The sequence below is a fragment of the bacterium genome (assembly GCA_024226335.1).
Lineage (GTDB): Bacteria > Myxococcota_A > UBA9160 > SZUA-336 > SZUA-336 > JAAELY01.
Genome location: JAAELY010000144.1, coordinates 1 through 24,443 on the forward strand (window position 1 = coordinate 1; position 24,443 = coordinate 24,443).

General features: G+C 60.3%; 15 protein-coding genes. 2 read left to right on the forward strand and 13 right to left on the reverse strand.

Translation table 11 applies throughout. The features are described from left to right. Positions 1 to 137 precede the first annotated feature (137 nt). Positions 138 to 1,244, reverse strand: a complete 1,107-nt coding sequence (locus GY725_06700) for an S-(hydroxymethyl)glutathione dehydrogenase/class III alcohol dehydrogenase (GenBank protein ID MCP4003868.1) — start codon at positions 1,242 to 1,244, stop codon at positions 138 to 140. 139 nt (positions 1,245 to 1,383) lie between these two features. Between GY725_06700 and GY725_06705 the strand changes: the two genes are divergently transcribed. Beyond that, on the forward strand, positions 1,384 to 2,517 hold the full coding sequence (locus GY725_06705) for a fatty acid desaturase (protein ID MCP4003869.1): 1,134 nt from the start codon (positions 1,384 to 1,386) through the stop codon (positions 2,515 to 2,517). A gap of 100 nt (positions 2,518 to 2,617) precedes the next feature. Here the strand turns inward: GY725_06705 and GY725_06710 are convergent, their stop codons facing one another. From GY725_06710 to GY725_06740, 7 genes are all read right to left on the reverse strand, one after another. Next, positions 2,618 to 2,959 (reverse strand): LysM peptidoglycan-binding domain-containing protein, encoded by a 342-nt coding sequence (locus GY725_06710; protein ID MCP4003870.1) that lies wholly within the window; start codon positions 2,957 to 2,959, stop codon positions 2,618 to 2,620. Then, positions 2,956 to 4,740 carry an aspartate--tRNA ligase gene (gene aspS / locus GY725_06715; GenBank protein ID MCP4003871.1) on the reverse strand — a complete coding sequence of 595 codons (1,785 nt, stop codon included), beginning with the start codon at positions 4,738 to 4,740 and terminating at the stop codon, positions 2,956 to 2,958. The genes GY725_06710 and aspS overlap by 4 nt, the downstream gene beginning before the upstream one ends. Positions 4,741 to 4,943: 203 nt before the next feature. Beyond that, positions 4,944 to 6,338 (reverse strand): diguanylate cyclase, encoded by a 1,395-nt coding sequence (locus tag GY725_06720; protein MCP4003872.1) that lies wholly within the window; start codon positions 6,336 to 6,338, stop codon positions 4,944 to 4,946. 85 nt (positions 6,339 to 6,423) lie between these two features. Beyond that, the gene (purN, locus tag GY725_06725) at positions 6,424 to 7,038 is read right to left on the reverse strand and encodes a phosphoribosylglycinamide formyltransferase (GenBank protein ID MCP4003873.1); all 615 of its coding nucleotides are present in this window, start codon (positions 7,036 to 7,038) and stop codon (positions 6,424 to 6,426) included. A gap of 92 nt (positions 7,039 to 7,130) precedes the next feature. Continuing rightward, complete coding sequence (locus tag GY725_06730; protein MCP4003874.1) at positions 7,131 to 12,554, reverse strand: hypothetical protein; 5,424 nt, start codon at positions 12,552 to 12,554, stop codon at positions 7,131 to 7,133. Between the two features lie 60 nt (positions 12,555 to 12,614). Further along, positions 12,615 to 15,785 (reverse strand): MMPL family transporter, encoded by a 3,171-nt coding sequence (locus tag GY725_06735; GenBank protein MCP4003875.1) that lies wholly within the window; start codon positions 15,783 to 15,785, stop codon positions 12,615 to 12,617. Positions 15,786 to 15,788: 3 nt separating this feature from the next. After that, a complete protein-coding gene (locus GY725_06740; GenBank protein ID MCP4003876.1) occupies positions 15,789 to 17,270 on the reverse strand; it encodes a hypothetical protein in 1,482 nt (493 codons plus the stop codon). A gap of 259 nt (positions 17,271 to 17,529) precedes the next feature. Between GY725_06740 and GY725_06745 the strand changes: the two genes are divergently transcribed. Beyond that, entirely contained in the window at positions 17,530 to 18,855 is a 1,326-nt protein-coding gene (locus GY725_06745; GenBank protein ID MCP4003877.1) for an AarF/ABC1/UbiB kinase family protein, read from the forward strand. Here GY725_06745 and GY725_06750 read toward each other — a convergent pair. From GY725_06750 to argF, 5 genes are all read right to left on the reverse strand, one after another. Continuing rightward, positions 18,830 to 20,026 carry an argininosuccinate synthase gene (locus tag GY725_06750; protein ID MCP4003878.1) on the reverse strand — a complete coding sequence of 399 codons (1,197 nt, stop codon included), beginning with the start codon at positions 20,024 to 20,026 and terminating at the stop codon, positions 18,830 to 18,832. The two genes, GY725_06745 and GY725_06750, sit on opposite strands and share 26 nt — an antisense overlap. A 78-nt stretch (positions 20,027 to 20,104) precedes the next feature. After that, positions 20,105 to 20,830: a tetratricopeptide repeat protein gene (locus GY725_06755; GenBank protein MCP4003879.1), complete on the reverse strand. Its 726-nt coding sequence runs from the start codon at positions 20,828 to 20,830 to the stop codon at positions 20,105 to 20,107. Positions 20,831 to 20,835: 5 nt separating this feature from the next. Beyond that, positions 20,836 to 22,413 (reverse strand): molecular chaperone DnaK, encoded by a 1,578-nt coding sequence (gene dnaK, locus GY725_06760; protein MCP4003880.1) that lies wholly within the window; start codon positions 22,411 to 22,413, stop codon positions 20,836 to 20,838. Between the two features lie 24 nt (positions 22,414 to 22,437). Beyond that, positions 22,438 to 23,520 carry a DnaJ domain-containing protein gene (locus GY725_06765; GenBank protein MCP4003881.1) on the reverse strand — a complete coding sequence of 361 codons (1,083 nt, stop codon included), beginning with the start codon at positions 23,518 to 23,520 and terminating at the stop codon, positions 22,438 to 22,440. Positions 23,521 to 23,623: 103 nt separating this feature from the next. Then, positions 23,624 to 24,443: ornithine carbamoyltransferase (argF, locus tag GY725_06770; protein MCP4003882.1), on the reverse strand; the 820-nt coding region annotated here is incomplete at its 5' end.

Genomic DNA, 24,443 nt, shown 5'->3' on the forward strand with positions numbered 1-24,443 from the left:
CCGCGCTCCGCGTCCGTCAGCGTCACCGCTGCGCGTGGTCGTCCTCTCTGCCCCATCGTCTGCCCTCCATTCTACTCTGGGAAGACCGACTCCTGAACACTTCAATTAATTCGAGATGGGACTTCTGAAACAGGACACTAGAACTCGATCACCGTGCGAATGACGTTCCCGCCGTGCAACTGCTCAAATGCGGTATTGATCTCGGCCAGCGGGAGCTTCGAAGTGACCATTTCGTCGAGCTTCACACGCCCGTTCATGTACTGATCGACGAGTTTCGGAACCTGCGTCCTTCCCTTGACTCCACCAAACGCAGTGCCTCGCCAGACGCGTCCAGTTACGAGAAGGAAGGGCCTCGCGTGAATCTCCTGACCGGCGCCAGCCACTCCGATGATGATCGATTCGCCCCAGCCGCGATGCGCGCTCCGGAGGGCATCGCCCATCACTTCGGTATTGCCCGTGCAGTCGAAGGAGTAGTCGACACCGCCGTCGGTCATGTCAACTATGGCCTGAGCCACATCCTCGACCTCGGACGGATCGATGAAATCGGTTGCTCCAAACTGCCTGGCCAGTTCGAACTTCTTCGGATTGGTGTCCACCCCGATGATACGCTCCGCACCCGACATGATCGCGCCCTGCACCACAGAGAGGCCGATTCCTCCGAGACCGAACACGCCGATCGTCGAACCCGGTTCCGCCTTCGCGGTATTCAGCACCGCCCCTATGCCCGTCGTAACGCCGCAGCCAAGCAGGCATACTTTATCGAGCGGTGCATCCTTTCGGATACGAGCTAGAGCGATTTCCGGAATCACTGCGTACTGAGCGAAGGTCGAGCAGCCCATGTAGTGGTGGATCTTCTTGCCGGATTTCGAGAGGCGACTGGTGCGATCGGGCATGAGGCCCTGGCCCTGCGTTTCGCGCAACTTGAAACAGAGGTTCGTCTTCCCGGAAAGGCAATATTTGCACTCTCGACACTCTGGAGTGTATAGTGGAATGACGTGGTCACCCACTTCGAGCGAGCGGACGCCGGGCCCTACTTCCTCGACCACCGCTCCACCTTCATGCCCCAGGATGGCGGGGAACAGACCTTCGGGATCGACACCGCTCAACGTGTATGCATCGGTATGGCACACACTACTGGCGACAATCCGGACCAGGCACTCGCCTTCCCGCGGTCCTTCGATCTCGACTTCTTCGATCTCCAGCGGACGGTCCGCTTCCCAGGCTACAGCCGCCTGAATCTTCAAGGGATACCTCCTCAGGGCGACCTCAATCGCCAAAAACCCTGCACGGGCGCCATTATACAGGCCGGGCGCGGATCCTTTTGACGCAAGTTTCACAAGACCGGTTCACGCGCCCGGGCCAGAAACGATACCTTCGATCGCCATGGAAATTCAGGAACAGCTCAGCGGACAGCAATACCCTCGGCTAGAAACCCCTGTAACGGGGAAGACGCTGCGACCCACCGGCTTGACCGAAGTGCTCAAGATCATCCCGAAGAACTGCTACGACAATCCGACCGCCCGGGGCGTCGCGTGGATTGTCCGGGACTTCGCGATCTTTGCCGCCGCAACGTTTGGACTGGTTCAGGCCGAGGGATTCTGGCTGGTTCCTCTGTGGTTGCTCGCAGGTCTGTCGATCAGCTCACTCTTCATTCTGGGCCACGATGCGGCGCACGATACGCTCTTCAAGAGCAAGAAGCTCAACTACGTGCTCGGGCAACTCGCCATGTTGCCGTGCTTCCATCTCTACGAGGCCTGGGCCTTCGGACACAACAGGATCCACCACGGGCATACGACCCGTGAGGTCCTGGACTATGTCTGGCATCCGCTCTCACCCGAGCAGTTCGAAGCCCTGACACCGCTACAGCGTCTGGGGCACCGTGTGAAGTGGTCCGCATTCGGCGCGGGCCTCTACTACGCGCACGAAATCTGGTGGAACAAGATGATTCGCTTCGTACCCAACCAGAAACTCGCTCCGGCGATACGCCGGGACCGCATCGTGGTCGGGACCTGGGCGATTCTCGTGAACAGCGCCGTTCTCGCGCTCGGTGTCTACATGTACGGGGGCGCGGCCGGCGCGGCCTGGATGTGGTTCAAGGTCATGGCCGTGCCGTTCGTGATCTGGAACTACATCGTCGGCGGTGCGGTCTACATCCACCACATCGCCCCGGATATCACGTGGCGCCAGCGACGGACATGGAACAAATTCCAGGGGCAGGTGGAGGGCACGACCATCCTCTACATGCCTGCGGCAATCAACTTCTTCGTGCACAACATCTTCTTGCACGTGGCGCATCACGTGGATATGCGCATTCCGTTCTATCACCTGCCGGAGGCCAACGCCGCGATCATCGCGGGTTTCGGCGACTCGGTACGCCATCGCAAATGGAGCTTCTCGGACTATCTGCGCTCAACGCGAGAATGCAAGCTTTTCGACTTCAAAGAAGGCCGCTGGCACACCTACGGGACGGCCTCGGATACCATCGCCGAAGCACGCGGCCGATCCGCTGCGGCCTAGCCCGGGCTTCTCAGCACTGGCCGCTGCGGCGGTACATCTTCGCTCTCTCGCAGGAAAACAGCGCCTCGCTACGCAGGGTCGAAAAACGGGCCAGCGAGTTTCATTCCTGTGAACGCGTGGCTCTAGCCGGAGGGGGCGGAGCGGAAACGCTTCCGGGACGACCGGCTTCGATGTACGACGCTTGACGCACCGAGCCGTCGAGATGAATGGGAATCTGTAGGATCTGTCCAGCGTAGATGCGCGCCGGATCCTTGATCTGGTCGCGATTGAACTTGTAGATCACGGGCCAGAGGTACGGATCGTCATACACATCGCTGAGCGCGGCGATCGACCAGAGTGTTTCACCCGCTTCCACGGTGTGCTCGATCGTATCGAGAGATCTCGCAGGGACCGCGGAAGACACGATCCCGATGGCGATCAGCGCGACGATGACAGATCTCATGACTCTTCCTTGGGCTTCGCTCGTTTGCGTAAACCGAGTTCCCGAAGTTGCTCATCCGTAGCCGGACTCGGCGACTCCATGAAGAGATCCTGTGCGCGTTGAGTCTTTGGAAATGCGATCACGTCGCGCAGGCTGTCGCCACCGGCCAGCATGAGACAGAAGCGATCCACTCCGAAGGCAAAACCACCGTGAGGGGGCGCGCCGCTGTCGAGCGCTTCGAGCATGAAGCCGAAACGCGAGCGGGCCTCCTCTTCCGGATAGCCCAGTAGCTCCAGAATCTTCAACTGCGTGTCCGCCTGGTGATTTCTCAAACTGCCCGAGCCCATCTCGACGCCGTTGATCACGAGGTCGTAGTGGGTCGCGCGAACACTCAGCGGCTCGCTATCGAGCAGAGGGAGATCTTCGTCTTCGGGTTTCACGAAGGGCATGTGCATATAGCTGAGCTTGCCGTCTTCGCCTTTTTCGAAGAGCGGGAATCCGGTCACGAAGAGCGGATCCCAGGCACGACCGTCGCTGCGTCCCAGCTTCTCGCCAACCTCGAGACGCAATCGCCCGAGAATATCGTTGACCAGTCCTTTGCGATCCGCTCCGAACAAGATCACATGGCCGGGTTCCAGTCCCGCGATCTTCGTGATCTCCTTCTTTTCGTCATCGGAAAGGAATTTCGCAATCGGAGACTGCCAGGTGCCGTCCTCCTGAACCCGCACCCAGGCAAGACCGCGAGCTCCCCACTTCTGTGCCTGGTCTCCCATGCGATCGATGTCACTACGCGACAACTGCTTCGCATTGGGAATCGGCAGGCCCTTGACCACGCCCCCGTTCTTGACGGCCCCGGAGAACACCTTGAAGCTGCTGGATGCAACGGCATCCGAAAGATCCACCAGTTCCAGCGAGATGCGTCGATCCGGTCGATCTGATCCGTAGCGATCCATCACTTCGTCGTATGAAACCCGCGGGAACGGCCGCTCGAGAGTGATGTCGCTAACTTCCTTGTACGCGCGGCAGGTGAGTTCCTCGAGCACCTCGAGCACGTCTTCTTCTCCGACAAAGGACATCTCGAGATCGAGCTGAGTGAACTCGAGTTGCCGGTCGGCCCGCTGGTCCTCGTCGCGAAAACAGCGTGCGATCTGAAAGTAACGATCGAAACCGGCGACCATGAGCATCTGTTTGATGATCTGCGGTGATTGCGGAAGCGCATAGACGCTGCCCGGATGCAGACGACTCGGTACGAGGAAGTCCCGTGCGCCTTCGGGGGTGGCAAGTGCCAGCGACGGCGTCTCGATCTCGGTAAATTCCAGATCCGTACAGGTCTTACGGAACGATTGCAGCAGGCGGTGGCGAACCTTCAGACGCTCCTGCATCAGTGGCCGACGCAGATCGTGGATGCGGTGGCGCAGGCGCACGGCTTCGTCGATCTGGATATCGTCTTCGACCGCAAACGGCGGCGTGGTCGCGGTGTTCAGGATACGCAGTTCCTCGACCACGAGTTCCACTTCACCTGTCGGAAGCTTGGGATTGATCGCATCCGGCGCACGTGGCTCGAGCACTCCGCGCACGGCGAGCACGAATTCGTTGCGCAGACGCTGCGCCTGCTCGTGGGCCTCAGGTGCGTGGTCGGGCTTGAATACGATCTGCGCCAGACCCGAGCGGTCGCGCAGGTCGATGAAAATCACCCCGCCGTGATCCCGACGACGATGCACCCATCCCATGACCACGACCTCCTGGCCGACATGACTGGAGCGCAGGTCTCCGCAGGGGTGGGTTCGGCGTAGCTCGCCCAATGAATCCAGTTGCTTCAAGCATCCTCCAGTTGATCACGCCTCGGCGTGGGCACGCTGAGTCCAGATCCCGGCTCTATTCCACGGCCGGGGAGGAACCCGCGGAAATGCGGAGGCTACCAAGCCCCCGGCGAGCGGTCAAAGATGTCTGCCCTCGATGGCCATTCCGACAATTCGATAAATAACGGAAAGCGACCGGCAGGCGACTATGGCGGGTGCGGCAGGCTGATCTCGTCGGCCGAACAGGTCTGGTTGCGACCCAGGGCCTTGGCCATGTACATGGCCTTGTCGGCCCTGTCGATCAACGCCTCACAGCTCGAACCGTGAGCCGGAAACGAGGCCGCACCAATGCTCACGGTCAGATTCAGTTGCAGGCCGCGGTCGGCGCCAAAGGGGTGCGAGGCGACGGCCTCCCGGATGCGATCGGCCACCTGAAGGGCGGCTTCGATATCGGTGTCGACCAGCAGGATCGTGAACTCGTCGCCGCCGTAGCGCGCCACGGTGTCGATCGCCCGGATCGAATCCTGGAGCAGTACCGCCAGTTCCTTCAGCACGCGAGAGCCGACCAGATGGCCGTAGCGGTCGTTGACCAGCTTGAAGCGGTCGAGGTCCAGGAATACCACGCTCAGCTGGCAGTCCTGGCGGGAGGCACGGTTGACTTCGCGATCCAGCGCCGAGAGCAGGTAGCGAACGTTGTAGATCTCGGTCACGTCGTCCACGAACGCCTTCTCGCGCGCCTGGTGGAAGCGCTCGGCGTTGAAGACCGCCAGCTCCGCCTGCTCGACGATCAGCTCTGAGGTGCGCTGATCATCGCGACTGAAGGGCCGACCGTCCGAAAAGATCCAGACACCCCCAACGATGCGCTCCTGGACGCGCAGAGGCAGGCTGAGCAAATCTTCGTCGCTCAATCCGCGTTGGGCGAGCGCCGCGCTCAGCCCCGAGGAGCGACCGGTTGGCGAACCGTCGAGCGCCATCGGATCAAAGAGCTTGCCCTGCTCGATCTCGGTGCGCAGCCCCACAATCTGGTCTGCAGGAAAACCCTGTAGATACACTCCCTCGATCGATCCAGTTCCGATGTTCAGCAGCCGACCTACTGCGCGCCGGCGGTCCGTTTGCTGCAATAGAATATCGAGTGTCAGGGGCAGGACATCGGACGCTTCGAGACATCCTGCGAGGGTTCGTGTCGCTTCGAAAGCCTTGACACATCCGCGCAGGGACTGGTTCTCATCTAGCAATCGGCGTCGGAGCAGCGTGCGCCTGACGCAGTAGTTGAGTTCAGGCGCCGCGATGGGCTTGCGCAGATAGTCCGCCGCTCCCAGTCGCATGGCCTGGAGGGCACTCTCGAGAGACGCGTACCCGGTCAGGATGATGACGTCGGTGCGGGGCGACTCGCGCTTGATCCGCTCCAGGACTTCGAGGCCATCCATCTCCCGCATCGAGAGGTCGGTGATGACGATATCGAAGGGCATCTCGGCGACGCGTTCGAGGGCCTCCGGGCCGGAAGCGGCACTCATCACATGGAAATCACCGTCAGTCAGGGCATCCTGCGTCAGCTCGCGAATCAACTGGTCATCGTCGACGATCAGGATTCGGTTGGTCATGCGCGCCCTCCGGGGCTCGACCTGCCCCTGAGTCGAGAATCGGCGCCACGGCCGAACGACCTTAGATGAGGCAGGCGACGTCCAGCTAACCGAGCACGCGGACTAGACGCCCCTCGACGCGCAGGCGGTCCTGGGCATAGAGCTGGATCGCACGCGGATAGAGTTCCCGCTCCTTTGCCTGGATGCGAGTGCGCAGCGTTTCGAGACTGTCGTCATCCAGAACGGGAACGCTCTCCTGGAGAATGATTGGGCCGGTATCGTATTCCTCGTCGCAGAAGTGAACAGTCACGCCGCTGAGCTTCACACCCGCCTCCAGCACCGCGCGATGTACGCGATCTCCGTAAAACCCCGTTCCGCTGAAGGATGGGATCAATGCCGGATGGGTGTTCATGGCGCGACCGTTGTATCCGCGTAGTTCAATCTTCGACAGGAACCCCGCCAGCACCAGCAGGTCGGCGGGATTCTCGTCGAGCACCTGGTGCAGGGCGTCGTTGAAATCCCGTTCGTCTCGATGCGACTTGCGCGGCACGGCATACGCGGGAACTCCGCGGCGGCGTGCCCGTTCGAGTCCGAATGCACTGGCCTTGCTCGAAATAACCGAGGCGAATTCCACGTCGAGCTGACCTTTGTCGCGGTGCTCGAACAGGTTTTCCAGCGAAGTGCCAGATCCGGACAAGAGGACGGAAATGCGTAAGGGCAAGTTCTTCGGCTCCCTGGGCCCGAAAAATCAGAGGCGCCCCCGAGCTTAGCTGCTCGGGAGCGCCTCTGTCAGTCTCGAATCCGCGTGCTCCCCTAGAACGAGTAGCGTACCCGCAAGGTCGCGTTGTCGCGGTTGATGACCGGAGTGATTCCGCGTGTCATAGCAACGCCCGTGCGCTGTGTCGGCGAGGTGTACTGAAGAGCCGGGAAGTAATTCGCCTGCTTCTTGACTTCATGCCCGAAGAAGGCGTTGAAGCCGATCTGGGTCGAGAACGACTCATTCCAGCGATAACTGATTGCGGAAATGAGCGCGCCCTGGGACTCCAGTGGCTGGTACAGCATCGTGACGCGCGGGCTCAGTCGATCCTGGAAATACCCCGTGAAGAAGGTGAAGACCATGGTGGTCGACAGGGGGCCATAGGCGGTGCCGAACATGCCGTCGCGATCATCCGCACCACCCCTGTAGTCGGTCAAGTAGCGCACGAAGAACTGGAAGTTCAGGAAGAAGCTCCGGTTCGGGTTCAGGAAGTTGAAGAACGTGGGGCGGTCGATGGAAACAGACAGCACCATCTCATCTGACTTGCTCAGACTCGATTCGGTGAGGCTATTGCCGAACAGCTTGTTGGCCGTCCAGGAGAACTCGATGCCCCAACTGCTCTTCGTACGGTCTTCCGCGAAGTCGAGGCCGAAGCCGAAGACGTTGCGCTTCTGGTAGTTGATGTTGAGCTGCTGACCGCCGTGCCACAGGAAGTCACGGCGCCCGAAGGTTCCATCTCCTCCTGCCCGCTGGAATGGCAGGGTCTGCGTCGTGGCACCCGCCAGACCGACCAGGCCGGAGCAGAAGACCGGCGAACGCATGGGCAGACCGTCGGGATAGGCCTCGGCGAACGCCGCCGAGCCGAGTCCTTCGTCACTGTACGCAGGAGTGAATTGCGGGAGATCCTGGAACAGGTCGCCCGGAAGACCGCTACCGCAGAAGATGTTGTCATCGGTGACGGGGCCCGTGGTGAAATCGTCGGCTCCGTCGTGGACGCCGTCGTTGTCGCGGTCCATGTCGGTGATGCCATCACCGTCTATGTCTAGACCCGTATGGTTCGAGGTTTGATTACCAAAGAGGTTGAGCATGTCGATCTGGACCTCGGTGGTCCCTGCGGCTCCGAGACCGAGGACGGAGTTCGGAACCTCCACATAGTGACCCGGGTCGTCGTTCAGCAGCTTGTAGAAAGCGAGCTGGTCCACCAGCTTGAGGGCCAGCAGATTGATGCGAAGCGGATTCCCGATGGGGTCGCTGGCAGCGAAGGAAATCGGCGTGGCTGCGGCGATTCGGTCTGTCGTAGTGCCGAATTCGGCCATTCCGTTGCTGACTTCCAAAGTGCACAGAGCCGTGTTCGTACAGTCATTGACCGGGTCATAGGCCAGAACGAAATCCCGAGCTTGCTGGCGCGCGATATCGGGATCGGCATCGTAGCCACCTGCAGGCATATCGAGTTCGCGGCCCCCCGCTTTGCCGACGGTAACCACGACTTCGTCCTTGACCGCACGACCGCCAAACTCGCCGTTCAGGATCCGCGCGTTATTGGCAAACAGACCGTCCGGTCCGGAAATCGGATCGCCGGTGGCTTCGAGTTCGTAATTTCCCGCGACTACGACCGCAAGCTCGTCCAGGGTTTCGGGTGGTGAAAACACCCTGTCCGGCCCGAGAATCTCGATCGGAATCAGGAACCGCTCAAAGTTGGAGGAAACCGCTTCCAGAGCCGTGCAACCTTCAGCGAAGGGGTTGTCGTCGAACCAACTGGCGCAATACTCGCCGTCGACTCTCGCGAGTTCCGCCTTCCGGATAGCCGGGTCAGGGTCCTCCAGCTTGCTCCTGTCCAGTTTACCTACACCCCCGCCAACCAGGTTGAACTCGGTCGTGGAATAATCCAGGTTTTTCGCGTCGAGCCCGAAATTGAAGACCAGCCCGCCAAACCTCGAAAGCTGGTCCTCGTTCACAGTGAACGGCATCGGCTCGATCCAGCCGTCCGTCTCGAACTTCTGAGCCATGCGGGCCCGTCCGGCTGCACCTGTCTCCGCAACCCCAAACGCGGAGAAGTCACCCGCAATCGCGTCTGCTGGAGTAAAGGGAAGGTAGGTATCCGTGTGCACAGAGCCCGGAACCCGGTTGCGGTTCACTCCAGCCGAGTAGACCAGTCCGGTCGGACTCTTTCGCGTTCCGACCAGCGCACCTCCACTGAACGCCTTGATGAACGAGAACTCCTGCGTCATGACACTCGCGTCCGCGTTCATCAGATCGATGCCACCGCCGAGTTCACTGGTCTTCACGCCGGGAGTATTCGGATCGCGGTCGAGTGTATTCCCGATCACGGAGTCGTTGGCCCAGGTTGTCTGTTGATTTGAATGGCAAGCCGTGGCGTAGGCTGGGCCGCAACCCAGCAGTGCCCGTTGCTCGACTTCCAGCGAAGTACTCATGTTCTGAAAAGGGATTGTGTCCCCTGCGCGGGGATCCGCCAGCTTGAACTGACCCTGTGTAACTACGTCGTCCAGCTTCATGAGGTTGTTGCCCTGGTCTACTGACCGCAGTGTCTCGATGCCCCCGATGGCCAGGCCGGTCAGAGCGCCGAGTCCCGTCATCAGATCCGTCACCAGAAAGAACTGACCGGGGTCGGTCAGACGGTCGAACAGGCAAAAGCCTTCATCGGGATCGAAGGTAACGGTGCAGAACGTGTGAAACAGGGTCTGGTTGACCGTGTGGAGTCCGGCGATCTCGTCCGAGGCCCGCAGGTGTTGCACGCCACTTGCATCGGGTTCGTCCCAGAGCAGACAACCGCCTGCACTCGGGAAGATGTCATCCGCATCACCCGCGATACCGTTCGGTCCGACGCGAGCGCCCCCCGCATCCGTACGGTGGGTGCAGGAGCTTCCGCCGGCTGCCAGTGGAGCCCCGCTAACCGAGTCATTGGCGCGACCGTAGCTATTGATCGTCTCAATAACCATGCCGTCGTCCCAACCCCAGAAATCGCTGACCGCAAACGTGAAGCGATCAAAGCGACCCTCGAGTCGGATGCCGTAGTCGAACCGCTTCAGACCGGAATAATCGTGATACGGACGCGACTCGCCTACCAGGCCGATACCGAACAACCCGTTTGCCTGGGCGCCGAAGCTCTTCAGGCAGACCAGGGAGAGTGCACTGCCCTCACCACACTTGCCCAGGTCCGTCGGCTCGAAGTCGTCGAACAACCAGAGAAGCTCAAGCCGCAGGTCCTCGAAGGGACCGACCCGCATGAAACTCTCGGGCGAGAAGGTCAAGTCGACCCCCCACTGACCGACGCGGGTCTCTTCCAGGGGCTGGAAGAGACCGTTTCCAATATCGAGTGGGTTATTGCGATCCTGGTTCCGGAAAAGTTCCGTTTTTCCCCAGACTACGATCAGCTTCCCGACCCGTGCGTACAACTGCGAGTCGAACATCTCGAACTCGAGATAACCTTCTTTGAACTCGTGCTCGTCCTCCGAACCACCGTGCGACCAGCGCAATTCGTCTTCACTGAAGTCCAGGTCCAGGTTCGAAACGATATGGCTACTCTTGGCGATCAGATTGTTGTAGCCCGAGGTATTGAAATACAAGCCGCCATCAGGCGCGCGCGGCCGAGCCGGCAGCGTCGCGCCACCTCCATTGGCGTATAGGTTCAAGTCGGTCAGATCGATCGGTTCCAGATTCGCTTCGGAAGGGCGCACACTCGAATCGGCGAGTAGCGGCAAAACGTCGAAGTGAATCCTATCCTCAGTTCTGAAGGCATCCGAGTTCAAGCGGATGCAGTCGCCGTCGGCGTTCGTACCGACCATGCGGGTATCCGTTGTGGCGAACGCCCTCTCCGCCTCACTGGCACAACCGAGGTTGAAGACCTTCTTGGCCAGCGTCTTCTGATCGGGTGTCAGCGCGTCGTAGACGGCAGGTTCGAAAGCCGTCCAGATGTCCGAAATACTCGCACCTGTGGCGTTGTCGGTGCACGCATGAGTCGCGCTATTGTATGTGAAAAGGGTCCCGCCGAGCAGCTGAGAGTTCAACGCACAACCGCGGAACGACAGATTGTTCGGTTCGAAGACGCCGTAGAGTTCGCGTTGGACGCCCTTTCGATCGGCGAGCTGACCCGATGCAACGAACGCCGGGAGTCCGGGCAATCCCGCCGTCGATGAGTTGTACGGGTCGTTCACACCCGCAAAAGGCGTGGTCCTGACCAGCGAGCCCGTCTCGAAGGGAAGGTCGTCAGCGGTATTGTTGATGCCGTCGGGCCCGAGGAAGAACGGGATCGCGTTCTTCTGCAATTTTCCCGCATTTATCCCTGCGGGAACGCCGACCAGAGCGCCCTGGCTCATGTCTTTGGCCAGACCTTCTTCGAACGGACTCACGAGATCCAGTACTCCGCTGCGAAAGTAACCTTGTGGCCGAATCGGATTGTCGATCGTCGGCGAGAAGGGGATGGCTGCGTCGCTGAGCGCTCCGCTTGCCCACAAAGAAGTGCGCACTCCGGGCGCGAACTTCGCAGCGAGAATCTCGAAACGGTCGGTATCTGCGCGGGTGTCCAGCAACGCCATTCCGCCGTCTGCACCCGTGATGGCCGCTTCGAAAAGATATCCAGAGCTGGTGTCACTCGGGTCGACATGCAATAACGCGGCAGCTCGCTCGCGCAGAGCATCGCCACCGGACAGGCCAAGTGCATCCAGTCGCGCAGCTTCGGACAGCGATGCGCGGCGCTCATGCTCGGCCCTCTGGCTGATGGTGTGTCCGTCGCCGATGCGCGTCTGCAACTCATTGAAACGATCCTCGCCCAGAAACGGGCGAGCCGAGTTCAAGAACTGCTGGCGGAGTTCGAGATTGAAACTACCCGCGTGCACGCGATCCAGGCTTCCCGCGCCCGTGCGAATCGGAGCATCGAGCGGGGAGCGGTTGTTCGCGTTACAGAGTACCGCGAGCGGAAACGGGTTATTCCTAACCCCACCGGGGTTGACGCAGTTTCGATAGCGACGCCCTGGATTGAGCTTCTCGACCGGCGAGCGCAAGGTTCCGGGAACGAAGTGCTGGCGCAGTTCGGGAAGACCGGCGACATACGGGGATTCCGCGGTGTACGGCTTCAGGTTCCGGGGCGCTCGACTGGGCGTGCGCTTGGCTCCACCGTAGCTGTCTGCTCCGGAAAACAGGCCGCAACCGCGTTCGTAGATACAGTCGTAGCTGACGAGCCAGCGACTGAACAAGAACATCATGTCGAAAGGGCCGATCCCGTCGGGGAAGATCTCGAGTTCGGTCTCGAGGTCGAGGACGTGTCGGAACTGACTGAATGTCGTGCCATTGGCCGGGAAGTCAGCGCCCGTAAACAAGAGTCGGGTTTCGTAGAAACCGTGAAGGGCCAGTTGCCTCTCGCCCGGTAGTTGCACTTCAATTGCCGAAGCCGACTTCGCTCCGTAAAGAGCTAGAAAGCCAACGACGAGTGCAAGGACCTGCACGGAGGTAAGTACACGCCTCATTTTGCGATTCCCTTCTTCATTCCCCGGAAGAATACCATGAAACCTTCACCAACTCGATGCTTAACCTGCACTGCTCAGGGCAGTTTCTGGTTCAGTCTGGGCTGAATCTTCAGCTTCTGCGTTCTCGCTCAGCGACGCGGCAAAGAAGCTCGGACGCAAGATGGAGAAACACGCAGGTACGAGGAAAATCGCGCCTAGCATGTTTACGGCCATCAAGATGGACAGGAGTTGCGCCATTTCTGCCTGGAAGCGCAACTGACTGAATGACCAGCAGAAGATCCCGCCGATCAGCGTCGTTGCAGTGAAAGACACCGCCATGCCGGTCGTGCGGATCGCGCGCCGAATGCCCTCGTCTAGATCACCGCACCATGAATACTCCTGGCGGATGCGGTCGGTCACGTAGATCGCGTAGTCGACACCAATTCCCACTCCCACGGACTGGACCGGAAGCGTCTGCACCGTGAGGCCCGTCTTGGTAAGCGCCATATAGAACAGGGAGATCACCGTTCCACAGGCCAGCGAGAACACGATCACGATACCGGCAGATGCGGAGCGATAGCTGACACTGACGAATGTGAACACGATCATGAAGATCAGCAGGATGTTTGCGACGTGGCCGCGCTCAACCTCTTCATTGACGGCCGCATAGACGCCCATGATTCCGCCCGCCAGCACGAATTCTGCACCTCGGGTGTAGGTCGAGGTTCGCTGCGGATTGAACGACGTATCCTTGAACTTCGTGTTCTGCACCCAGAGTTCGTATGGGCAGTAGTTGGTGCAGTAGCGAACCGTCTGGGCAGTAATATTGCCGGTGGAGTTCTTCCACTCCTCGATGACCAGATACTCGCTCCGCTCGACGATGTGGTCGACCAGCTCGCCCACGGTGCGGATTTCCAGCATCGACTCCTTGGGTCCCACACTGACGCTCTCGACACGGTAATCGTATTCCATCGAGAGTTTGATGGCGATCTTGCTGAGCCGCTCTTCGGTCTGCTCCAGATCGACCCGCAGGTCGTTATCGAGCGTGATCTCGCCGAGTTTCTTGCGCGAGAGCAACCGAATCGCAGCGATCACGTCCTTTTCAACCGTTGCGGAATCGATAGGCTGACTCCACTCACCGACCGGCGTCGGTTCCTCTTTTTGGTACCCGGTGACCCGCTGCTCGTCGTTGATCTGGGCCACCTGGACGTGCATCTCCCGGTTGCGCGGAAAAAGCACCGGCCCGAGCATGTAGTAGACCGAATCGAGGAATCCGCCGCGGTCTTCCTGCAGGCGTACCGAGATGCGCCCCATCGGATTTTCCTCGATAAAACGCTCCGCGTAGTGGATCGCCCGGGTGATCGTCTCACCGCGGTGATCCTTGAACACGAAGTTCACGTTCGAGTCCTCGGAGTCGACCGTCATGAAGGGCCGCAAGAACCCCGGAATGCTGGATCTCTGTAACTGGAAGATGATCGATCCGACCGTCGTGGCCGAGTCGGGAACAAATCCCCACTTCGGATCGGCGAAATGGTTGATCAACCAGAATTGCTTGATGATGTCGATGACCGAAATCGTCGCCCCCGGATCGACGTACTTCTTCATGTAACGCTGCATCGCTTCCATGCGTTGCAGAACAAGGCCATCCGAACTCGCGCTCTTGCCATCGCCATCGATGAAGATCGTAAGGCGATCGAGCCCGCCGAACTTCTCACCCAGCTTCGCCGCCGAGATATTGAACTCGTGGTCCGGCCAAAAGACCGGCGCACCCGGGCGACTCTCACCGATCGTCGAGTTGTACAGCACGTAGTACGTGGCAAGGCCGAGGAAGAGCATCGCGGTTCCGGCGAGCACATAGCGACTGCGCGCACCGGTGGCGATGTTTCCAGCCATGCTCAGGAAACTCGTCATCCAACGCGGCGTGAAGTGCTTGTTGTCATGCGGCGGCGGCAGGTACGCGATCATGATCGGATGCAGCAGGATCACATTGAAGATGATCGCCACGACCCAGAACGAGCCGAACATCGCTAGATTGCGCATGACCTGAATCGACGTCAGCAGGATGACCAGCAACCCGGCGGCGTCCGTGATGATGCCGAGCATCCCGGGCAGCATCAGCTTGGCCATGGCGGTGGTCGCAGTCTCGACCTTTGCTTCCGTGACCTCGTCGGGCGTGAGGTCCCGGCCCAGCTTGCTCTGCCGCCCTTCGATCTCCGCCTCGTAGTCCTCGAAGAAACGCTCGGCCATCTGGATGGTGTGAGAGATCGAGCGCGCGGTGATCAGCAGCGGAATTACGAGGATCAGCGGATCGAGAGTGATGCCGATCCAGGCGCAAAAACCCATGCCCCAGATCGTTGTCGACAAACCGGCAACCATCGGGATCGCCACGCCGTGCAACTTTCGAAAATACGCCAGGAGCAGGAAGAAGAGCACCACGATCGTAAGGAGTAGGAAGTACACGATCTCGAACGCGTGCCGCAGCACCCAGCCCGTGGCGATCGGCACTCCCGCGACATAGATATCGACCGTGCCGTCCGCTTCTTCTTCTTCCTTCAATTTCTGGAAGTAGTTGAAAAGGTCGGTGTAAGCCTGGCTATTGTCGAGTCGATGCGTGATGAAGCCCGCTGAAACGGCGGTGGCCGTGTGGTCCTTGGAAACCAGCAGGCCGTAGATCAAGCCCGGGTTCTCCTGGACCGTGCGCTTGAGCGCGAGGATCTCGTCTTCGTCTTCTGGCACTTCTTCGAGCAGAGGCTCGGGGGAAATGCCGCCATCGGGCTCGATGACCATGACCCGTGTATTGATGTGCGTGAGGCTTCGAACCTGGTAATGGTTGACGTTCGGAGCCTTGTCGACGGCATCCGTGATACGACGCACCTTCTCCAGGAAGTCGTAGTCGTAGATCTCGCCTTCCTTCTTCACGATCGCCAGGCCAATGAAACTCGCCGAGCCGAAGCGGCCCGTGAACTTGTCCTGTGCGTGAATGAAGGGATGCTCGGGATACGTGTCGCGAGCGTTCGCGTCCAGGCGGAAGCGCGTCTCGATTCCGAATAGCTGCCCGCCCTCGCCGTCCTCAGAGAGGGTCAGGTTGTAGTAGATCGCGTTGACCAGCGGGAACGCGAAAAAGAGCGTGATGCTGAGCAAGGTCATCAACGTCGCAAAGCGATTGCGCATGATGAGCCGGCCAAAGCGCATCGAGAAGGCTGCTTCCGGCAGATTCTCCTCGATGGGCTGGTTCTGTTCGTTGTCCGACATGTCCTACTCCCCCGCGCCTTCGTGAGCCGCTGCTTCGTGCTCAGCGACCGGGGGCAGTATCTGCACCCAGGTCTGTCCGCCGTCGGCCGTCTTGATCACGTGTCCACCCTGGCCCACCATCCAGCCGATCGAAGGCTCACCAAAGACGATATCCCTGAGGTAACCGTGCTTGCCCTTCGGGAAGACCCCTTCGGATCCATCGCTGTCCAGAGGTTTCCAGGTCGCTCCGCTGTCGGTACTGATTCGGCGGAGTCCCTTCTCGCCGACCGCGAGTAGTCGGCCATCATCTGCGAAGGCTGCGGAGAACAACGCCTGACGAGCATCGCTGTCGCGATACCGGAACGTCTTGCCTCCATCCTCGCTGATCAGAATGACGCCACCGAGCCCGGAGACAATGCCCGCCTTCTCATCGCGGAACTTCACATCGAACAAGAAGGGCGTCTCGATCACCTTGACGCTCGCATAGGGCCGGCCCGCAGTCTTGGACGCCTGAAATGCGGGAAGGTCTATACCTTCCGCGTCAAACGGAGTGGGGTTCAGGACCTTGATACGGTCCTGCGTGATGCCCTCGCCTTCCAGAAACTCGCGAATCTCGTCGGCTCGCTCATCCGCCAGGAAGGTATCGCCGCGCTTCCGCAGCTCCGAGGCCGTCATGAAACCCTCTATGCGTATCTTGAGATAGGGCTTGTCGGCCAGGATCTCGGCCGCATCGAAGATCGCGTCCCAACGCTCGCGCGGCACCTTGGCCGAATCGGCTGGAAAGTCGAAGTCGTCGAACTGGACGTCGCCGATGATGTCGGAGCGCGCCCAGGTTTCACCACCGTCTTCTGTGTGGAAGATGAACCCGTACTCGCCCGCGATCCAACCGACTTTGTCGCTGATGAAGAAAACATCATTGAGAAACATGTCATCGTAGAAGGGCTCACCGGCATTGAAGCGGGCGAGTTCTTCATCGGAAAAGTATTTGAAGGTCGGGTGCTCTTCGGTGACCCGGAACGAGCGATCTTCCCAGGTCTTTCCACCGTCACCCGTGTAGTAGCGCCCACCCCAGTCGCCTACGGCCCAGGCAATCTGGGGCGTGACAGCGCGCACTGCAAAAAGATGCTGCGCGGGTTTGCGCGGGATGCTCTGCTTTTCCCAGGTATCGCCACCATCCGTCGTGTGGATGACGAAGCCCCGACGGCCGACTGCCCAACCGTTGTTCTGATCCGCGAACGAGATGTCGTAGATGGATTTGGACGTCAGGCTGTCGAGTTTGCTCCAGCTCTTGCCACCGTCTCGGGTGCGATAGATCGCACCGAAGTACCCGGCGGCCCAGAGGTGATCTGGTCCCACGGCCGTTGCCGCGTACAGATCATCCGGAATATCGATCTCACCTTCGCGATACACCTCGGTGAAGTGTTGCTCGGCGCAAGCGGTCACGAAGACCAGCACCGCCACCATCGCGAAGCTCCCCACTGCCCCTCTGAGCTGAGTCCAGTCCAAAGTCCCTCCCTGACGCGGCCCTCACCATTGGACCCGCTCCTGGGCGGGACCGCGGATGGTGCGCAGTGTTCGAAATCGAGACACAGCTCCCGCTTCGGAAACAGCAACACACCGGACTGCCGTTCTATTACAAGCGCCGAACAGGTGTCAAGCTGGGTACCCTGTGAGCGAAGCCCCCCCAAGCCGACGAAAACACTATTGGAAAGTGGTATTTGGTAGGCCCTGCGCATGAGTTGCACTTTAGCATCGGGAGAGGTTGGTGCGAAATTCGAAGTCCCCATTGCGCTCACTCACGAAGGCAGCCGTCAGGCTGGCATGGGCCCGGCTAGAACCCGGTCTCGGCCCTCCAGAAAGGAGCCAGCGATCGGGCCAGATCCTGGCGGAGCACCTCGGCAGCCTGCGGGGCGTGTACACGAAGCTCGGTCAGGAACTCGCTCGCAGAAGCGACCTGTTCTCGGACGAGTTCTGCAAACCCCTGTCGGGGCTGGTCGATCGGGCTCCCGCGGTTCCTTTCGCGCTCGTGCGCAGGCAGATCGAACGCTCGCTGGGCACGCTTCAGCGTTTCTCGATGATCGACCCCGAACCCCTGGGAACCGCCTCGATCGCGCAGGTGCACCGGGCGCGAACCCAGGACGGACGGGATGTTGCGGTAAAGGTGCGTCATCCCGAACTCACGGCTGCTCGCGTCGCGGCAGACGTGCGCAGTCTGCGTCGGGCTCTGCGCGTACTGCATCCCTGGCTACGCGGACTCGACGTCGATCAGGCGGCCGAAGAGATCGGACAGACTTTGGTCGAGGAAGTCGACCTCGAACGCGAAGCCGGCATCGCCGAAGCAGTCGGCAAGAACCTGCGAGACGATGCCCGCATCGTGGTGCCCCGAGTACACTGGGACTGCACCGCAGATGGAGTCGTCACCTACGATTTCGTACCGGGTATTCGTCTAGACGATCCCGCGGCGATCCAGGCCGGCGGAGCCACCCCACAGATTTGCGCAGATATCGCGAGCGATGCATACGGCCTGCAAATCTTCGCTCACGGCCTGTTCCACGCAGATCCGCATGCGGGCAATCTGTTCCTGGTGGACGAAGCCAATCCCGCCGCACCGGCGGGCGGCCCCGGGCCGCGACTCCTGTTTCTAGACTTTGGTCTGGCACAGCAGCTTGAACCAGAATTGGTCGACGAGCTGCGTCTCGGCTTCAAAGCACTGCTGATCCGGGACGTCGACGCATTGCTGGCCGGATTACAGCGCGCTGGAGTCCTGATTCCAGGACGCGAAAAACAAGCCCGCGCAGCGGCCGAACGCGCCTTCGAGGCGGGAGCCGCGGATGCACTCGGCGCTCAGGCTGCCGGAATTCAGGCATTGAAAGGTCTGGCCAAGGAGGTTTTTCGCGAGAGCCGCGCCTTCCGCCTACCCCGCCAGCTGCTGCTCTACGCGCGAACGTTGGCCTATGTGTACGACCTGGTCGAACAGATCGCCCCCGGAACCGACCCCATGCGCAAACTCCTGCCCCACGTCCTGCGCTTCGTGACGCAGGCACGCGAACCGGGCGAGACGGCCGTCAGCGAGTCGGCGAGCGAAGCTTGAGCCGCAGAGCGTTGAGGCGGATGAAGCCGGTGGCGTCGGACTGGTCGTAAGCATCGTCGGCCTCGAAGGTCGCGATCTCTTCGCTGTACAGGGTTTCGTCCGATCTTCGCCCCAGCACGGCAAGCCCACCTTTGTAGAGTTGTAGCCGGACCTCGCCGCTCACGTGTTCCTGACTCTTGTCGACGGCGGCCCGCAGGAATTCCATCTCCGGTGAGTACCAGAAGCCGTTGTAGATCAGCTGCGCAATGCGCGGAATCAGGCGATCGCGCTCGAGCATGACTTCGCGATCGAGCGTGATGGACTCGAGCGCGCGATGTGCCGCGTACAGGAGGGTCCCGCCCGGCGTCTCGTAGCAGCCCCGGGCCTTCATACCGACCGCTCGATCCTCGACCATGTCGACCCGACCCACTCCGTGCTCCGCGCCGAGATCGTTCAATCGCGTCAGAAGTTCCACCGGCCCGAGCTTGTTGCCATCGACGGCCACCGGCACTCCGCGCTCAAACTCGATGACGACCTGCGCCGGGGTCTCCGGTGCGTCCTGGACCGAGCGCGTCCAACCCCACATTTTCTCTTCAGGTGGGTGCCAGGGATCCTCGAGCACACCGCCCTCGTAGCTGACGTGAAGCAGGTTTCGGTCGATCGAATACGGTTTTTTCAGGGTCGCCTCGACCGGGATTTCGTATTTCTTGGCGTACGCCATGAGCTCGGTGCGGCCACCTAGATCCCAGTCTCGCCAGGGCGCGATGATTTCGAGATCGGGAGCCAGCGCCTGAAAAGTCAGCTCGAAGCGCATCTGGTCGTTTCCCTTGCCGGTGCAGCCGTGCGCGACCGCGTCTGCGTCGAATTCGCGTGCAATCCTGACCTGCTCCTTCGCCAGAACGGGTCGGGCCAGCGAGGTCCCTAACAGATAGGTGCCTTCATAGATCGCATTCGCGGCTACTGCGGGAAAGACGAAGTCGCGTACGAACTCCTCGCGAAGGTCCGAAACGAGGTAGTCCCGGGCACCGGTCGCGAGAGCCTTCTCTCGAACGCCTTCGAGATCCTCTTCCTGACCCACGTCGCCGCAGTAACAGATGACCTCGGCCTTGTAGGTCTCCATGAGCCATTTCAGGATGACGGAGGTGTCCAGGCCGCCGGAATACGCCAGAACGATGCGCTTGATCTCACTCATTCGCGCATTCTAGCTAAAAATGAAAAATCTCCGAACGCTCCCAGGCGTTCGGAGTGGCGCGGGCCTTCTGCGCGCCGGCTACTCCGCGATCCCTTCGCGCAGAAGCCGAGCGATGATCTCCAGGGTTCGGACCCGGCCACAACTGGAGAGCGACATCAGGTCCGAAATCGTGACCGTATTGTCGATCTGACTGACGAGAAAGCCTTCTTCCGGATGCAGATCGAGATTCATCAGATCCGAATTCGAGGCCTTCAGAGTCAGGATGCGACCCTGGTCCCCGATCTCCCCTGCCCAGCGCTGGGCTTGCTCGGAACGGACGAGCTGCAGATACCCCTGCACATCGAGACGATCGGGGTACGACTTTGCGGCTTTCTGCAGTTTGACCCACGCTTCGTCCAGGCGACCGTTCTTGTAGGCGGAGAGTGCGCCAGAGATGGTCGTATCGACGTCATCCACCTCGTCGGTTTCGCTCTCGGGCAAGGCCGGCGGCATGCTGCGCTCGGTATCTTCCTCGTCTTCGAGCGGATTCTGTCTGGCCACCGGAGCGGGTGTGATGGCGCGAGGTGTCACGTCGTCATCGATACTGGCGAGTTCCGGGGTCGGCGGTCGTTGAAGCGTGGCGGGACGCTCGACACCGGCCTCTTCGTAGGCCGTTTCCAGGTAGTCGTAGACCGCCTGGTTGTCCGGATCCTTGGCGCGCGCCTGCTCCCAGCAACCAATCGCTGCCTCGAGGTCTCCCAACCCGTAGTAGTTCAAACCTCGCTTGAGGAGTCTCGTGACCTTCTCTTGAGTCGTCTCACTCACCAGAATCAGTCCTTGATCGCGATCTCTTCGGAATCGTCGTACTCATCGGCGAGCCGGTCGAGTTCGTCTGGACTCAATGTGCCGCGCGGATTCACCTGGATTGACTGCTCCTGGTTCGTCTGCATGTCCTTGGCTGAAACACTGACGATTCCGTTGGCATCGATATCGAATGTGACCTCGACTTCGGGTTCCCCCTTCGGCGCGGGCCGGATGCCAGATAGAACGAACTCGCCGAGCAGGTCGTTCTCTGCGGCGCGCTCGCTTTCTCCCTGAAGGACGCGAATCTGCACCGCGCTCTGATTGTCTCGCGTAGTCGTGAAGATTTCCTTGCGAGAGGTCGGCACCGTCGTATTGCGTTCGATCAGCTTGGCGAAATGACCGCCGTAGGCCGCAATACCCAGAGACAGCGGCGTGACGTCGATCAGCAGCGGGCCTTCCTGGTCATCCGCAAGCATCGCGGCCTGGATCGCCGCGCCGATTCCCACGACTTCGTCCGGATTTACACCCTTATGGGGCACCTTTCCGAACAACTCGGCGACGAATTTCTGAACCATGGGCATGCGCGTCTGCCCGCCCACGAGGAGAATCTGGTTGATGTCATCTTTGCTCAATTTCGCATCGGCTAGAGCGGTTTCGCAGATCGCCTGTGTGCGCATGACCAGGTCGCCGACCAGCTCTTCGAGCTTTTCGCGTGTGATCACGACACTCATGTGCAGCGCGTTCTCCTGCGCGTCTGCGGCGATGAACGGAAGATTGATCTCCGTCTGTGTGACCTGGGAGAGATCGCACTTGGATTTTTCCGCAGCGTCCTTGAGCCGCTGAAGCGCCATCGTGTCCTTGCGCAGATCGAGACCTTCCTTGGCTTCGAAATCCTGTAGGAGGAACTCGACGATATGCATGTCGAAGTCCTCGCCACCCAGGAGCGTGTCGCCGGAAGTCGAGAGCACTTCGATGACGCCTTTCCCCATCTGCAGGATCGAAATATCGAAGGTACCGCCACCGAGGTCGTAGATCGCGATGTTCTCGGTTTCGCTGCGACCGAAACCGTAGGCCAGCGCTGCAGCCGTTGGCTCATTGATGATTCGAAGCAGCTCCAGTCCCGCGATGCGACCGGCATCCCGCGTCGTCTGACGTTGGGCATCGTTGAAATAGGCCGGTACGGTGACCACCGCATCCTGGACAGTCGTGGCGAGATACTCCTCGGCCACACGCTTCATCTCGCGCAACACGATGCCCGAGATCTCGGGGATCGTGTAGACGCGACCGGCCACCTGAACGCGCGTGTCGTTATTCGGACCCTGGGCGAGTTCATAAGGCAGCAGTGCTTGCAGACGTTGGACTTCTTCGGAATCGAACGAACGACCGATCAGTCGCTTCGCCGCATAGACGGTATTTTCCGCATTGGTGATAGCCTGGCGCTTGGCGAGATGACCGACGAGCCTCTTGCCTTCCTCGGTCACCGCGAAGACGGACGGCGTGGTCTTGTAGCCACCGGTATTCGGTATTACCACCGGTTGACCGTCTTCGAGAATTGCGACGCAGGAGTTGGTCGTTCCCAGGTCGATACCAATTACGTTGCTCATTGCCGTCCTTGCATGTTTCGCAATCTAGAGCGTCCCGAGTTCCGCTTTGACTTCCTCGTCGAGCGGATCGATCGCCCACGCGCGTTGAAGATTCTTCTGTGCCTTCACAGGATTGCCATCGGCTTTGTAGATCATCCCGAGTGTCTTCAGATACAGGACTGTCTTGGGATCAAGAGAGACCGCATGCTCGGCAAAGATCGCCGCCTTCTTCAGATTCTTGTGCAGATCAAAGAGGATGCTCGCAACCTGATGTGCGAGGCCTGCATCAGTGGGCAGAAGATCACAAGCTTCTTCGAGACACTCGACAGCGGCTTGCTTATCGCCCGATTGCAGGAATAATTCACCCTTCTTGCGAATCTCGGTTGCGCGCTCTGCGTTGGCGCTCGGAAGCACCTCGGCGAGTTCGTCGTGAAAGCGTTTCTCGCGTGGATCGAATGCCATGGCCAGTTTCAGCGCGGCGACACATCTCGGCCAATCCGCGGCCACCTTGAATTCCTGGGACTCTTCAAAGTGACGCTTCGCCTTTGAACGGCCGCGCTCGATTTCAGCTTTCAACCCGCGCAGGAGAACATCGGGTGAACGCAATCCCTTGCGCTGACGCAACGAACTGTCGCGCCTGGAACGGGGAGCAGGTCTCGCGCGACCGATCAGAGGACCTCGCGACTTGAAAGCCTGGCCTCGGTCGCGAAGAGGCGTCTTACTGGGAGACTCACCCGGCTCCCCTTTCGGCTGCGGATCCGGATCGGCAGGAGCCTTTGCCATCGCTTCTGGCCGAGGCACCTTCGAGGTCTTTGGCTCCAGTGCTTCGTCGTAACCGCGGCGCAGTTTCTTGTCTCGAAGGACATCGTGCGCAGCCACCACGCGCTTGTAGATCTCGTTCAGCAGATCCAGGTAAGGCTCGGGCAACTTGCGAAAGTGGCGGTCCGGGTGGAAGCGCTTCGAACGTTCGAAGAAGCCCTCGCGAATCTCGTCTGGATCGGCACCCCGCGGGACGTCGAGAACCCGGTAGTAGTCCATTGTGGGCAGAGCGCGCGCGAAGTCGCGAATTTCCGCCTCGAAACCCTCCGGCGATTCCAGGGTCTCCGTATCGTCCGAAATCGAACTCATCCCATCTCCGCACCAATAGGCACCTGATCCCCCAAGCTATCGGGACCATTTGGTGAGAAGTTGAGATTCGGTGGCGAGCCTGGCGCCTCATGGCCCGCGAAGATCAGGGAACGATAAGAGCCTCCAGAACGGCCTTCTGAGCGTGCAATCGGTTCTCAGCCTGATCGAAAACGATCGAGGCTTCCGATTCGAAGAGACCCTCGGTGATCTCCTCGCCTCGGTGAGCCGGAAGACAATGGAGAATCTTCGCGCCCTTCGGAGCGGAGTTCATCAACGCCTCGTTGACCTGGTACGGAGCAAAGACCTTGCGACGGGCTTCCGCTTCGTCTTCCTGGCCCATACTCGCCCAGACATCCGTGTACACGAACGCCGCGTCCTTGACCGCTGCATGGGGGTCCGACTCGAGCCGGATCTCCCCTCCGGACTCTGCGGCGAGTTCTCGACCGCGCGCGATCACGCAATCCTCAGGCGCATACCCCGGCGGGGTGCAAAGCGTCAGGCTCATGCCGAGTCGTCCAGCCAGGTGAATCAGCGAATGCGCCATATTGTTGCCGTCGCCGACGTAGACCAGGGGATCGTCCCGCAACCGTCCATGCTCGATGATCGTGAGGGCATCGGCCATGGCCTGGCAGGGATGAAGCCAATCGGTCAGTGCGTTGATGACGGGAACTTCAGAGTTCTCCGCCAGCCCTTCGATCAGGTCGTGTCCATACGTGCGCGCGACAATCGCATGGCACCAACGGGACAGATTGCGACCGACGTCCTCGATCGGTTCCCGGCTACCGATCTTCACCTGTCCGGGAGGGAGATGAACCGGGAATGCGCCGAGTTCCGTCACACCGATCTCGAAAGTGACGAATGTGCGCAGACTCGGCTTCTCGAAGTAGAGGATCACGGAACAGCCTTCGAGCGTTCGGGTCGGC

What these genes read in the sequence shown, in the direction of transcription:
- GY725_06705 (MCP4003869.1), top strand. Translation starts at nt 1,384, where the DNA reads ATGGAAATTCAGGAACAGCTCAGCGGACAGCAATACCCTCGGCTAGAA.
- GY725_06710 (MCP4003870.1), bottom strand. Translation starts at nt 2,959, where the DNA reads ATGAGATCTGTCATCGTCGCGCTGATCGCCATCGGGATCGTGTCTTCC.
- GY725_06720 (MCP4003872.1), bottom strand. Translation starts at nt 6,338, where the DNA reads ATGACCAACCGAATCCTGATCGTCGACGATGACCAGTTGATTCGCGAG.
- GY725_06730 (MCP4003874.1), bottom strand. Translation starts at nt 12,554, where the DNA reads ATGAGGCGTGTACTTACCTCCGTGCAGGTCCTTGCACTCGTCGTTGGC.
- GY725_06735 (MCP4003875.1), bottom strand. Translation starts at nt 15,785, where the DNA reads ATGTCGGACAACGAACAGAACCAGCCCATCGAGGAGAATCTGCCGGAA.
- GY725_06750 (MCP4003878.1), bottom strand. Translation starts at nt 20,026, where the DNA reads ATGAGTGAGATCAAGCGCATCGTTCTGGCGTATTCCGGCGGCCTGGAC.
- dnaK (MCP4003880.1), bottom strand. Translation starts at nt 22,413, where the DNA reads ATGAGCAACGTAATTGGTATCGACCTGGGAACGACCAACTCCTGCGTC.
- GY725_06765 (MCP4003881.1), bottom strand. Translation starts at nt 23,520, where the DNA reads ATGAGTTCGATTTCGGACGATACGGAGACCCTGGAATCGCCGGAGGGT.